At 71.6% G+C, this 12,194-nt stretch carries 11 protein-coding genes; 8 read left to right on the top strand and 3 right to left on the bottom strand.

The genetic code is table 11. The features are described 5' to 3' along the window. Positions 1-16 precede the first annotated feature (16 nt). Together IGS69_RS14395 and IGS69_RS14390 are read left to right on the top strand one after the other, a co-directional pair. Entirely contained in the window at positions 17-661 is a 645-nt protein-coding gene (locus tag IGS69_RS14395; protein ID WP_190899835.1) for a TetR/AcrR family transcriptional regulator, read from the top strand. A 244-nt stretch (positions 662-905) separates the two neighbouring features. Then, entirely contained in the window at positions 906-2,447 is a 1,542-nt protein-coding gene (locus IGS69_RS14390) for an MFS transporter (RefSeq protein WP_190899833.1), read from the top strand. A gap of 251 nt (positions 2,448-2,698) precedes the next feature. Here IGS69_RS14390 and IGS69_RS14385 read toward each other — a convergent pair whose 3' ends face one another. Continuing rightward, positions 2,699-3,232 (bottom strand): MarR family winged helix-turn-helix transcriptional regulator, encoded by a 534-nt coding sequence (locus IGS69_RS14385; protein ID WP_190899831.1) that lies wholly within the window; start codon positions 3,230-3,232, stop codon positions 2,699-2,701. An 89-nt stretch (positions 3,233-3,321) separates the two neighbouring features. On the opposite strand from IGS69_RS14385, the gene IGS69_RS14380 reads away from it, so the two are divergent. After that, positions 3,322-4,107, top strand: a complete 786-nt coding sequence (locus tag IGS69_RS14380; protein WP_190899829.1) for a dioxygenase family protein — start codon at positions 3,322-3,324, stop codon at positions 4,105-4,107. 46 nt (positions 4,108-4,153) lie between these two features. On the opposite strand, the gene IGS69_RS14375 is transcribed toward IGS69_RS14380, so the two are convergent. Further along, positions 4,154-4,672 carry a GNAT family N-acetyltransferase gene (locus tag IGS69_RS14375; protein ID WP_190899828.1) on the bottom strand — a complete coding sequence of 173 codons (519 nt, stop codon included), beginning with the start codon at positions 4,670-4,672 and terminating at the stop codon, positions 4,154-4,156. 189 nt (positions 4,673-4,861) lie between these two features. On the opposite strand from IGS69_RS14375, the gene IGS69_RS14370 reads away from it, so the two are divergent. Both IGS69_RS14370 and IGS69_RS14365 read left to right on the top strand, forming a co-directional pair. Next, positions 4,862-5,860 (top strand): sigma-70 family RNA polymerase sigma factor, encoded by a 999-nt coding sequence (locus IGS69_RS14370; protein WP_190899826.1) that lies wholly within the window; start codon positions 4,862-4,864, stop codon positions 5,858-5,860. 662 nt (positions 5,861-6,522) lie between these two features. Further along, the gene (locus tag IGS69_RS14365; RefSeq protein ID WP_190899824.1) at positions 6,523-7,338 is read left to right on the top strand and encodes a TetR/AcrR family transcriptional regulator; all 816 of its coding nucleotides are present in this window, start codon (positions 6,523-6,525) and stop codon (positions 7,336-7,338) included. Positions 7,339-7,546: 208 nt separating this feature from the next. Here the strand turns inward: IGS69_RS14365 and IGS69_RS14360 are convergent, their stop codons facing one another. Then, positions 7,547-8,530 (bottom strand): helix-turn-helix transcriptional regulator, encoded by a 984-nt coding sequence (locus IGS69_RS14360; protein ID WP_190899822.1) that lies wholly within the window; start codon positions 8,528-8,530, stop codon positions 7,547-7,549. 62 nt (positions 8,531-8,592) lie between these two features. On the opposite strand from IGS69_RS14360, the gene IGS69_RS14355 reads away from it, so the two are divergent. The 3 genes from IGS69_RS14355 (at position 8,593) to pfkB (ending at position 12,040) form a co-directional block, all read left to right on the top strand. Continuing rightward, positions 8,593-10,101: an MFS transporter gene (locus IGS69_RS14355; protein WP_190899820.1), complete on the top strand. Its 1,509-nt coding sequence runs from the start codon at positions 8,593-8,595 to the stop codon at positions 10,099-10,101. A gap of 233 nt (positions 10,102-10,334) precedes the next feature. Then, the gene (locus IGS69_RS14350) at positions 10,335-11,096 is read left to right on the top strand and encodes a DeoR/GlpR family DNA-binding transcription regulator (protein WP_142163097.1); all 762 of its coding nucleotides are present in this window, start codon (positions 10,335-10,337) and stop codon (positions 11,094-11,096) included. Next, entirely contained in the window at positions 11,093-12,040 is a 948-nt protein-coding gene (gene pfkB / locus IGS69_RS14345; protein ID WP_190899818.1) for a 1-phosphofructokinase, read from the top strand. Before IGS69_RS14350 ends, pfkB begins: the two co-directional genes overlap by 4 nt. The last annotated feature ends 154 nt before the right edge of the window (positions 12,041-12,194 follow it).

Genomic DNA, 12,194 nt, shown 5'->3' with positions numbered 1-12,194 from the left:
ACATCAGGAGTACGCCGTGCAGACCGCCAGCCCCGTCACGCGCAAGGCGCCCCGGCCTCGCGCCGACGCCCTGCGCAACCGGGAGCGGATCGTCACCGCCGCCCGGGAGATGTTCGTCGAGCACGGCCCCGAGGTGCCGCTCGACGAGATCGCCCGCCGGGCCGGCGTCGGCAATGCCACGGTGTACCGCAACTTCCCGGACCGCGACGCGCTCGTCCGTGAGGTCGTCTGCTCCGTCATGGACCGTACGGCCGCCGCCGCCGAGGCCGCGCTCACCGAGACCGGCGACGCGTTCGAGGCGCTGGAGCGCTTCGTGCACGCCGCGGCCGACGAGCGGATCAGCGCGCTGTGCCCGATGGTCTCCAGCACGTTCGACAAGCACCACCCGGATCTGGAGGCCGCGCGCGAACGGGTCGAGCGACTGGTCGCGGAGGTCATGGACCGTGCCAGGACGGCCGGGCAGCTCCGGTCCGACGTGGACGTCGGGGACGTCATGATCGCCGTGGCCCAGCTCAGCCGGCCCCCGGCCGGTACGGACTGCTTCCGCGCCGACCGCTTCGTCCACCGCCATCTCCAGCTGTTCCTGGACGGGTTGCGCGCTCCGGCGTCCTCCAGCCTCCCGGGCACGCCGGTGACTCTGGAGGACCTGCGCCGACCCTGACCTATACCGATGGGTGACCCGTACCGATGAGTGACCCATACCGATGGGTGACCCATACCGATGAGTGACCCATACCGATGAGTGACCTATGCCGATGAGTTCAGGCCGCCCCACCCGTCTGAACCCTGACCGCCCGACCGCCTGAACGGCAGTCCCTACGGCAGTTCTTACGGCCGTCCCCCGCAGACGAGCCGCCACCTTTCGTCACCTTTTTCCGTCACGAAGTCCCGAAGTGGGTATCCCCATGTCTGAAACAGCCTCAAAGGCTCTCCGCGCCCCGGCCGCAGAACCGGATCCCGGCCGCTGGAAAGCGCTCGTCTTCATCGCGCTCGCCCAGCTGATGGTCGTCCTGGACGCCACCATCGTGAACATCGCCCTGCCCTCCGCCCAGCAGGACCTCGGCATCTCCGACGGCAACCGGCAGTGGGTCGTCACGGCCTACGCCCTCGCCTTCGGCGGTCTGCTCCTGTTCGGTGGCCGGATAGCCGACCTGTGGGGCCGCAAGAAGGCCTTCGTGGTCGGTCTCGGCGGTTTCGCCGCGGCCTCCGCGCTCGGCGGCGCCGCCACCAACGAGGTGATGATGTTCGGCGCCCGCGCACTCCAGGGCGTCTTCGGTGCCCTGCTCGCGCCCGCCGCGCTCTCCCTGCTGGCCGTGATGTTCACCGACGCCAAGGAGCGCGCCAAGGCGTTCGGCATCTACGGCGCTATCGCCGGTGGTGGCGGTGCGGTCGGTCTGATCCTGGGCGGCTTCCTCACCGAGTACCTGGACTGGCGCTGGACGTTCTTCGTGAACATCCCGTTCGCCATCGTCGCCGCGGCCGGTGCCTACTTCGTCATCCGTGAGCCCGAGGGCGGCCGCAACCGCTCCCCGCTCGACATCCCCGGCGTCATTCTCTCCACCCTCGGCCTCGTCGCCCTCGTCTACGGCTTCACCCGCGCCGAGTCCAACGGCTGGAGCGACTCCGTCACCGTCGGCATGTTCGTCGCCTCGGCCGTGCTGCTGGCGTCCTTCGTGCTCGTCGAGTCGAAGGTCAAGGCCCCGCTGCTGCCGCTGCGCGTGATCACCGAGCGCAACCGCGGCGGGATCTACCTCTCCCTCGGCCTCGCGATCATCGCGATGTTCGGCCTGTTCCTCTTCCTCACCTACTACCTGCAGATCGTGAAGGGCTACTCGCCGGTCAAGACCGGGTTCGCCTTCCTGCCGATGATCGCGGGCATGATCACCGGCTCCACCCAGATCGGCACCCGCCTGATGACCCGGGTCGCGCCGCGCCTGCTGATGGGCCCGGGCTTCCTGGTCGCCGCGCTCGGCATGCTGCTGCTGACCCAGCTGGAGATCGGCTCCTCGTACGCCGCCCTGCTGCTGCCGGCGATGCTGCTGCTCGGCCTGGGCATGGGTACGGCGTTCATGCCGGCCATGTCGCTGGCCACCCAGGGCGTCGAGCCCCGGGACTCCGGTGTCGCCTCCGCGATGGTCAACACCTCGCAGCAGGTGGGCGGCGCAATCGGCACGGCCCTGCTGAACACCATCGCCGCCTCGGCGACCACGGCGTACGTCGCCGACCACATCGCGGGGGCGACCAGCCGGTCCCAGCAGCAGCTGGTCCAGCTGGAGGCCATGGTGCAGGGCTACACCAGCGCGATCTGGTTCGCGGTCGGCATCCTCGTGGTGGCCGCCGTGATCGCCCTGACGTTCGTCAACGCCGGCCGCCCGGGCGGTACGACGGTGGCGTCCTCCGGCGAGGACGCGGCGGACGAGGTGCAGATCCCGGTCGTCGCCCACTGACGCCCGCGCACCGCACCCCTTCGGGCCCTCCGTAGACACGGGCCCTCCGTAGGCACGGGGAAGGGGACGCCCCGTACCCACGGAATCCAGGACCTGCCCTGCTCCCGCGTCGGCGGAGCAGGGCAGGTCCGCATCTGCCCGGCCCCGCACCCGCCGCCCGCGTCAGCAAAGCCAGGCCGGCTGCGCACCCGCCGCACCCGCCGCTCCCGCGTCAGCAAAGCCAGGCCGGCTGCGCACCCGCCGCTCCCGCGTCAGCGGAGCCAGGGCAGGTCCGCACCCGCTTCGGTCGGCTGAAGTCCCTCGGCGACGATCTGCATGATCTCGCCGAGGGACTTCTGCTGTTCCGGGGAGAGCCGGTCGAAGACCGCCTGGCGTACGGCCTCCACATGGCCCGGCGCGGTCTTCCGCAGCACCTCCAGGCCCTCGTCCGTGAGGACGGCGAACTGGCCCCGCTTGTCGTCGGGGCAGTCCTCCCGGTGCACCCAGCCGTTCTTCTCCAGACGCGCGACGGCGTGCGAGAGACGGGACCGGGTGATCTTCGCCAGCATCGCGAGCTCGGTCATCCGCAGCCGCCGCCGCGGCGCCTCGGCGAGGTTGACCAGCAGGCCGTAGTAGACGTGCGGCATGCCCGCGTCGCGCTGCAGCTGCCGGTCGAGATGGTCGTCGAGGAGGGTGACGCCCTCCATGAACGAGCGCCAGACGCGCTGCTCCTCGCCGGTGAGCCAGCGCGGTTCCTGGGGCTCCGCGGCGGAGCCCGCTGCCGGTGCGGATGCGGGTGCCTTCATGTGTTCCACTCTACGTGGACCCTCCTTGAACTTTAAACAAATGGCCCGTACAGTTTTGTAGGGAACCATGTTTTGGAAGGAGCCGCAGCATGTCCGCCGCCACCCAGGAGCGCATGCCCGCTCTGTACCTCAGTCACGGCGCACCGCCCCTGGCCGACGATCCGGTCTGGCCCGGTGAGCTGGCCGCCTGGTCCGCCGGGCTGCCGCGCCCCAAGGCGATCCTGATGGTCTCCGCCCACTGGGAGGAGGCCCCGCTCGCCCTCGGCGCCACCGAGGCCGTCCCGCTCGTCTACGACTTCTGGGGCTTCCCGGAGCACTACTACCGGGTGACGTACGACGCCCCCGGCGCGCCGGAGCTCGCCGAGTCCGTACGCAAACTGCTGCGTGCCCCCGGCATGCCGGTCCAGGACGTCCCCGACCGCGGCCTCGACCACGGCGCGTACGTGCCGCTGGTCGAGATGTACCCGGAGGCCGACATCCCGGTCCTCCAGGTGTCCATGCCGACGCTGGACCCGGTGCGGCTGCTGGAGATCGGCCGCAAGCTCGCGCCCCTGCGGGACGAGGGCGTGCTGATCGTCGGCTCCGGCTTCTTCACCCACAACCTGGCCGCGCTGCGGCAGGGCGGCATCCCCGGCTGGTCGGCCGAGTTCGACGACTGGGGCCGGCGGGCGCTGGAGGCCCGTGACGTGGACGCCCTGCTCGACTTCACCCGCAAGTCGCCCGCAGGGCAGCTGGCCCACCCGCGCACCGAGCACTTCGCCCCGCTGTTCGTGACCATGGGCGCGGCCGACGCGACCGGTGAGCTGGACACGCAGAAGTCCGTGATCGACGGGTTCTGGATGGGGCTGGCGAAGCGGTCGGTGCAGTTCGGCTGAAACGGACCCCCGCGGGCTTGCCCGCATGGCGCTCCCGCGGGTGCTCCTACAGCGGCTTCTCGTACCAGGCCACGTCCCAGTAGCGGCCGAACTTGCGGCCCACCTCGCGGTAGGTGCCGACATGCCGGAAACCGAGGCGTTCGTGCAGCCGGGCCGACGCCTCGTTCGGCAGCGCGATGCCCGCGTAGGCGCGGTGCAGATCCTCGCCGGACAGGGCCTCGAAGAGGGCCGTGTAGAGGAGCGTGCCGACGCCGCGCCGGCCGGCCTCCGGGGCGACGTACACGGTCGTTTCCACGGAGGTGGCATAGGCGGGCTTCGTTCGGAAAGGGCTTGACGTGGCGTAGCCCAGAATCTCCCGTGGGTCCGCCGTCGTGGCAACCATCAGGCGGTGCGGCCCGTCTTCAGGGTGGGAGAGCAGCCAAGGGCGGCGCTCCTCCGGAGTGAAGATCGCGGTGTCGAATGTGATCGCCGTCTCACGTACATAGTGGTTATAGAGGGCCGTGAGGGCCTCGAGGTCATCCTCGACTCCCGGCCTGACCTGCACCTCTGCGGGGTGCGACGGCATCGTGCCTCCCTATGTGGCCCGACAGGGTACTGCATGATCAGAAAAATCGGGGGCCGGGTTGGGAATTCTGTCCTGATTCCAGTCGTTGTTTCCATCGGATGCAGGGCACCCGAGGAGAGTCCGGAGAGTCTCGGAAGACGGAGTCCAGCGTCCGACACCCGCTGACCTCACCATCGCAAGGGAGCTCGCATGGCAACCCGTGCCGTCGCCCGTCGTCAGTCCGCCACCGGCGAGACGGCCGACGCGGCAAGCAGTGTTCGCGCCCATGGCGGCGAGATCGCCGACCGCGACCTGGTCGGCATGTACCTCGACGAGATCGCGCGCACACCACTGCTCGACGCCGCCAAGGAGGTCGAGCTGTCCCAGATCATCGAAGCGGGTGTGTTCGCACAGCAGATCCTCGACGGCCTCGAGGAGAACAAGGCCGGGGCTTCCCCCGAGGAGCTTCAGGCCCTGGTCGACGCAAGCGAGCGGGCCAAGGATGTCTTCATCCGCTCCAACCTGCGCCTGGTCGTCGCGGTCGCCCGCCGCTACCCCCGCAGCGGCCTGCCGCTGCTGGACCTGATCCAGGAGGGCAACGCCGGCCTGGTGCGCGCGGTCGAGAAGTTCGACTACCGCAAGGGCTTCAAGTTCTCCACGTACGCGACGTGGTGGATCCGCCAGGCCATCACCCGCTCGATAGCGGACCAGTCCCGCACGATCCGCCTGCCCGTCCACCTCGTGGAGGAGCTCGGCCGGATCCGCCGTGTGCAGCGCGAGTTCAACCGCGAGCACGGCCGGGAGCCGGAGCCCGCGGAGATCGCCGCCGAGCTCGGCTCGACGCCGGAGCGCGTCACCGACGTGCTCGACTGGGCGCGTGACCCGGTCTCGCTGAACATGTCGGTGGACGACGAGGGCGAGACGCAGTTCGGTGACCTACTGGAGGACACCTCGGCGGTGTCGCCCGAGCAGTCGGTGCTCACGCTGCTGCGCAGCGAGGAGCTCGACGACCTGATCGGCCGGCTCGACCAGCGCACGGCGTCCATCATCAAGATGCGCTACGGCATCGAGGACGGCCGGGAGCGCACGTTGACCGAGGTCGGCAAGGAGCACGGCCTGACCCGCGAGCGCATCCGCCAGATCGAGAAGCACGCGCTGCTGGAGCTGAAGAAGCTCGCCCGCAGCACGGGGTTCGACGCGGCGGCGTGATCCCGCTCGCGCGGCGGCGTGACCCAGTTCGCGCAGCGGCGTGATCCCTTTCGGGCCGTGGCGGGACCGGGTTCGCGCGGTGGCGTGATCCGGTTCGGGCCGTGGCGGGACCGGGTTCGCGCGGTGGCGTGATCCGGTTCGGGCCGTGGCGGGACCGGGTTCGCGCGGTGGCGTGATCCGGTTCGCGCCGTGGCCGTGACCGTGTTCGCGCGGTGGCGTGACTGTGTTCGCGTGACGGCCGGACATCGGTGAGACGGCGAATCGGTGAGCGTCCGGGCGTACGGCCCGTTCCCCACGGCAAGTGGGTGACGGAGCGTGTGCGCCCGGAGGGCACCGCGTACGCCGGGTGGCGAAAGACCGCGCAAACATGGCGATGTAACGCCGCTTCAATTCGCGGACTCAGGGAACAAGACTTCTGGGTCCACCAGTTCGGGCCCGGGGTCATACCCCCCGACCCCCAACAGCCAAGTCCCGTCGCACTCCCCCCGGCGCCGGGACTTTCCCCGAGGCCGGGCTTCGGCGTCCTTCCCCCCGGACGTCGGGGCCCGGCTCTCTTCTTATGGGGGCCGGCCCGCGTGCTGGAGGGCGGGCCACCCCGTACCTGAACCACGGGGTGGCCCGCCAGATGGCAGATTGTGTCACATGGGCATAGCCTGCCGGGCGTGAGCAGCACCACCCCGACCCCGCCTCCGTCCTCACTGACCGAGCGGCGGAAGACCGAAACACGTATGGAGATCGCCCGGGCCGCGGCCGGCCTCTTCGTACGGCACGGCCTGCGCGCCACCCGCGCGGAGGACATCGCCCAGGCCGCCGGTATCGCACCGCGCACCTTCTACCGGTACTTCGCCACCAAGGAAGAAGCCGTCGCCCCGCTCTACGCGGCCGGCGCCCAGCGGTGGGTGGAGGCGGTGCGCGCCGCTCCCCCCGACGCGGGCGTGCTCCACGCCCTGGAGCAGGGAGTCCGCCACACCCTCACCCCGGGCGTCGGCGTCTCGGCGGCCTCCTGGGAGTGGGTCCGCACGCTGCTGCGTCTGGCCGAGACGACCCCGTCCCTGCGCAGGGTGTGGGCGGAGGTCTGCCAGGCGTCCGAGCGACTGCTGGAGGAGGTGCTGGCGGAACGGGTGACAGGTGCCGGGGCTCCTGGGGCGGCCGGGGTTCCGAAGGTCTCCGGGGAAGGCCGCGACAACGTTGCCGCCGACCCTGACCTGGCCCCTACTGCGCCCCCTCGAACGCCGCCCGCCGACACCTCTCACACGCCCCCCGCCGAGACCCCTCACCCGTCCCCCGCCGGGACCCCGCGCCCGCCCCACGCCGCCACCGCCGAGCTGCGCTTCGCCGCCGCGGTGGCCAGCGCCGCCGTACGTGCCGCACTGGAGGCGTGGGCCGCGGGGGACGGCCCCGCCGAGGGTCCGGACGGGCCCGCGGAACTCGCCCTGCGCAATCTCGCGGCGCTGCGGGACTTCCCGTGGGGGCGGTGAGGCGCCCCGTGGGGCCGTGAGGCTTCCCGCGAGGGATGCGTGGCGTTGGATGTGAGGCTTCCCGGGGTCGGCGCGCGGCCTCGCGCGACTGATGTGAGGCTTCCCGAGGCCGACGCGAGGCCTCCCGCGTTGGACGCGAGGCTTCCCGCGGTCGACGCGCGGCGAGGGCTCACACCTCGCTGCCCCCCGGCCGCTCACACCCCACCGCTCACCCCCCACCCGTGTCCCCTCCGGCCGCCGCCCTGCTCAATCGCACCCCCAACTCCCTCACCGCCGTGACGAGTTGTTCCGGCTTGTGCACCACGAAGTCGCACTCCAGCATCGCCAGCCGGAACGCCACCCACTGCGCGGTGTCCCCGACGGATCCCCGCAGCCGGCAGCTGCCGTCGTCCAACGGCTCGGGCGTGCCCAGCCAGTGGGGCACCCGGGCCGCGACGAAGTCGGCCGGGGCGGCGAACGTGACCTCGAAGTCGTAGACCTGCTGCTGCCGTTGCATGGAGCGCCGCAGGTACTCCGCCGCGTTCCCCGTCGGCAGCTCGCGCGGCGCGAAGCGCGCCCCGGTGGCGAAGGGCTCGCTGACGCGGTCGACGCGGAACGTGCGCCAGTCGTCCCGGTCGATGTCGTACGCCACCAGGTACCAGCGGCGGCCCGTCGACACCAGCCGGTAGGGCTCCGTCAGGCGCCGCGTCTCGGTGCCGTCCGCCGCCCGGTAGGCGAACCGCAGCCGCTCGTGCCCGGCCACCGTCGAGGCCATGACGGTCAGGGTCTCGGGCGCGATGCTCGGCCCGTCTCCGCTGGTCCATGGTGTCGTCGCGGCCTGGAGGGTGGTCACGCGGTGGCGCAGCCGGCCCGGCAGGACCTGCTCCAGCTTGGCCAGCGCCCGTACCGACGCCTCGTCCAGGCCTTCCACCGCGTGCCCTGCCCCGGCGCGCAGCCCGACGGCGATGGCCACGGCCTCCTCGTCGTCGAGCACGAGCGGCGGCATGGCCTTGCCGGCGACCAGCCGGTAACCGCCGTCGGCGCCCTTGGTCGCCTGTACGGGATAGCCGAGCTCCCGCAGCCGGTCGATGTCCCGCCGCACCGTGCGGCGGGAGACCCCGAGTCGCTCGGAGAGCTCGCCGCCGGGCCATTCGCGGGGCGTCTGAAGGAGGGAGAGGAGGGTCAGCAGCCGAGCCGGAGTGTCCGTCGTCATACCGATGAGGATGCCGCACCAGTAGGACACGATCTGACCTAATGGGGGCCTACCTTCGGAGCATGAACTCCACCGACACCACTCCCGTCACGGCGGGCGGCCGGACCGACCGCCGGCGCTGGTTCGCCCTCGCGATCGTGATGACCGCGGCCTTCATGGATCTCGTCGACGTGACGATCGTCAACATCGCCATCCCGTCGATCCAGCGGGAGTCCGGCGCCTCCTTCAGCCAGATCCAGTGGATCACCGCCGGTTACGCCCTCGCCTTCGCCGCGGGCCTGATCACGGGCGGACGGCTCGGCGACATCCACGGCCGCAAGCGGATCTTCCTCGTCGGCATCGGCGGGTTCACGGTGGCCTCCGCGCTGTGCGGCCTCGCGGTGAACCCGGAGATGCTGGTCGCCTCGCGGTTCCTGCAGGGCGGCATGGCGGCGCTGATGGTGCCGCAGGTGCTGTCGATCGTGCACGCCACCTTCCCGGCGCACGAGCGGGGCAAGGTGTTCGGGCTGTTCGGCGCGGTCGTCGGTCTCGGGGCCGTGTCCGGTCCGCTGCTGGGCGCGCTGCTGACCGAGTGGAACCTGTTCGGCTGGGAGTGGCGGTCGATCTTCCTGATCAACCTGCCCGTCGGTGTCGCCGGACTGGTCCTCGGCAGTCGCTTCATCACCGAGTCCAGGGCGCCGCGCGCCCTGAAGCTGGACCTGGTGGGCGTCGCGCTCGTGACGCTGGGCCTGCTCATGCTGCTCTACCCGCTCATCCGCGGCCGCGAGCTGGACTGGCCGGTGTGGGGGTACGTCTCGATGGCCGGCTCGCTCGTCGTCCTCGCGGTGCTGGTGGCCTTCGAGAAGCGCAAGTCCGCGCGGGACGGCTCCCCGCTGGTCGAGCTGTCGCTGTTCCGGGTCAAGAGCTTCGCGGCCGGGATCGCCGTGCAGACCGTCTTCGGTGTCGCGCTCGGCGTGTTCTTCCTGGTGTGGACGCTGTACATGCAGTTCGGGCTGGGCTGGAGCCCGCTGAAGGCCGGGCTGACCGGGGTGCCGTTCTCGATCGCGGTGTCGGTGGCCGCCGGGGTGTCGGTGCAGAAGCTGGTCCCGCGCTTCGGCCGCAAGGTGCTCCAGGCGGGCTCGCTGGTGATGGCGTCCGGTGTGCTGCTCTACATCTGGGAGTCCGGCCACTACGGCCTCGCCATAGCTCCCTGGCAGATGGCTCTCCCGCTCGTCGTGATGGGCGTCGGCATGGGGCTGATCGTCGCGCCGCTGACCGACGCGATCCTCTCGGAGGTGCCGCGCGAGCACGCCGGCTCGGCATCGGGGCTGATCAACACCGTGCAGCAGATGGGCAACGCGCTGGGGCTCGCTCTGGTGTCGGTGGTGTTCTTCGGCACGATCTCCGACCACCTGCGGCCGGAGCAGATCGGCCCGGCCTTCGCGGACGCCTTCCAGAACGCGCTCGGCTACGTCGCCGCGGTGATGGGCGCCATCTTCCTGCTGATGTTCGCGCTGCCGAAGCGGCCCGCGCAGCGCGTGGAGGGGGAGCAGGCGCCGGTCGGAAACACGGAGCCGGTGCTGGTCCCGTAGGAGCGGCGAGCAGGCGAGCTGGTTCCCTAGGAGCAGCGGCGAACAGGCGAGCCGGTTCCCTGGGAGCAGCGGCGAACATTAACAGGGAGTACGGGCTCGGCACCCTCGGATGCCGAGCCCGCCCGCATTTCTGCCTGTGCCCGATTGCGTCCGAACCTGTTTACTTCGCGGAAATCTCGGCGTAGCCTCCCGCTGAAACCACACGTTCGGGCATGAGGCGGAGGCGAACGGACATGTACGCACCGGAGCGGCAGCAGGAGATCCTCCGGCTCGCCCGTGACGGCGGCCGAGTGGATGTCGTGTCGCTGGCCGAGCAGTTCCAGGTGACCGCGGAGACGATCCGCCGCGACCTGAAAGCCCTCGACCGCGCGGGACTCGTCCGCCGGGTGCACGGCGGGGCCATCCCGGCCGGGCGCCTCGACTTCGAGCCGGACCTCGCCGAGCGCGAGACGACCGCCGCCGACGAGAAGGACAGCATCGCCAAGGCTGCCCTCGCCGAACTGCCCGGCGAGGGCACAGTGATCCTCGACGCCGGGACGACGGTGGCCAAGATGGCGGCCGCCCTCCCGCTGGAGGCCTCCCTCACCGTCGTCACGCACAGCCTCCCCATCGCGGCCCGCCTCGCCGACCACCCCGGCATCCAGCTCCACCTCATCGGAGGGCGCGTACGGCATCGCACGCGCGCCGCCGTGGACGCCTGGGCGCTGCGGGCGTACGGCGAGATCCGCGCCGACGTGCTGTTCGTGGCCGCCAACGGGTTCTCCGCCGAGCACGGCCTGACCACCCCCGACCTCGCCGAGGCCGCCGTGAAGCGCGCGGCCGTAGCCGCCGCCCGCCGCGTGGTGCTGCTCGCCGACTCCTCCAAGCACGGCCAGGAGCACTTCGCCCGCTTCGGTGACCTGAGCGATGTGGACCTGCTGATCACCGACAGCGGGCTGAGCCCCGAAGACGCCGTCGCGATCGAGCGCGGCGGCACGGAAGTAGTGCGCGCATGATCCTCACCGTCACCCCCAACCCGTCCCTGGACCGCACCTACGAGGTGCCGTCCCTCGACCGCGGTGAGGTCATCCGCGCCACCGGCGAGCGGATGGACCCGGGCGGCAAGGGCGTGAACGTCTCGCGTGCCGTCGCCGCGGCCGGACAGCGCACCGTGGCGGTCCTGCCCCTGGGCGGCGCCCCCGGCGCACTCGTCGCCGATCTCCTCGACCAGCAGGGCATCGAGGTCGCGCCCGTCCCGGTCGCCGGGGCCACGCGCTCCAACATCGCCCTCGTAGAGTCCGACGGCGTCCTGACGAAGATCAACGCCCCCGGCCCCGAACTCTCCGGCGCCGAACGGGAACTGCTCCTGGAGGCCGTGCGCCAGCAGTCCCGCGACGCCTCCTGGATCGCCTGCTGCGGCAGCCTCCCCCGCGGACTGGCCCCCTCCTGGTACGCCGAGCTGGTCGCCCGCGCGCACGCCGCCGGGGCACGGATCGCCCTGGACACCTCCGGGCCCGCGCTGCTCGCGGCCCTGCGCGAGCGGCCCGACGTGGTCAAGCCCAACGCCGAGGAGCTCGCCGGAGCCGTGGGCCGCCCCCTCACCACCGTCGCAGACGCCGTCAAGGCCGCCGAGGAACTGCGGGAGATGGGCGCCCGGGCCGTCCTCGCGAGCCTCGGCGCCGACGGGCAGCTGCTCGTCTGCGACGAGGGCGCCTGGTTCGGCAGCGCCCGCGTGGCCGCCGTCCGCAGCAACGTGGGCGCCGGCGACTCCTCCCTCGCCGGTTTCCTGATCGCCGGCGGCAACGGCCCCGAGGCCCTGGCCTCCGCGGTGGCGCACGGCGCCGCGGCCGTCCAGCTGCCCGGCAGCGTGATGCCGACGCCGGGCGACCTGGACCCGGCGGCGGTGACGGTCACGGCAGAGATCCCGTCAGACCGTGCGCTGAAGGAGCCGGCCTCATGACCCACGGAGCGGGCCTCCTGATCCACGGAGCGGGCCTCATGACCCACGGAGCGGGCCTCATGACCCACCGGGCCGTTCTCATGACCCACGACGAGCGGCGCGGAGCGACACGCGAGCGGCGCGGACCGACGCGCGAACACCGCGCCCCCTCCCC

Source organism: Streptomyces tuirus (assembly GCF_014701095.1).
GTDB classification, from domain to species: Bacteria; Actinomycetota; Actinomycetes; order Streptomycetales; family Streptomycetaceae; genus Streptomyces; species Streptomyces tuirus.
Note: the sequence above shows the minus strand (reverse complement) of the source record. Positions and strands in the feature narration are given on the sequence as shown.

Bases quoted from the DNA above. Each gene is read 5' to 3' on its own strand.
- IGS69_RS14390 (WP_190899833.1), top strand. From the start codon at position 906: ATGTCTGAAACAGCCTCAAAGGCTCTCCGCGCCCCGGCCGCAGAACCG.
- IGS69_RS14385 (WP_190899831.1), bottom strand. From the start codon at position 3,232: ATGAAGGCACCCGCATCCGCACCGGCAGCGGGCTCCGCCGCGGAGCCC.
- IGS69_RS14380 (WP_190899829.1), top strand. From the start codon at position 3,322: ATGTCCGCCGCCACCCAGGAGCGCATGCCCGCTCTGTACCTCAGTCAC.
- IGS69_RS14375 (WP_190899828.1), bottom strand. From the start codon at position 4,672: ATGCCGTCGCACCCCGCAGAGGTGCAGGTCAGGCCGGGAGTCGAGGAT.
- IGS69_RS14370 (WP_190899826.1), top strand. From the start codon at position 4,862: ATGGCAACCCGTGCCGTCGCCCGTCGTCAGTCCGCCACCGGCGAGACG.
- IGS69_RS14360 (WP_190899822.1), bottom strand. From the start codon at position 8,530: ATGACGACGGACACTCCGGCTCGGCTGCTGACCCTCCTCTCCCTCCTT.
- IGS69_RS14355 (WP_190899820.1), top strand. From the start codon at position 8,593: ATGAACTCCACCGACACCACTCCCGTCACGGCGGGCGGCCGGACCGAC.
- IGS69_RS14350 (WP_142163097.1), top strand. From the start codon at position 10,335: ATGTACGCACCGGAGCGGCAGCAGGAGATCCTCCGGCTCGCCCGTGAC.
- pfkB (WP_190899818.1), top strand. From the start codon at position 11,093: ATGATCCTCACCGTCACCCCCAACCCGTCCCTGGACCGCACCTACGAG.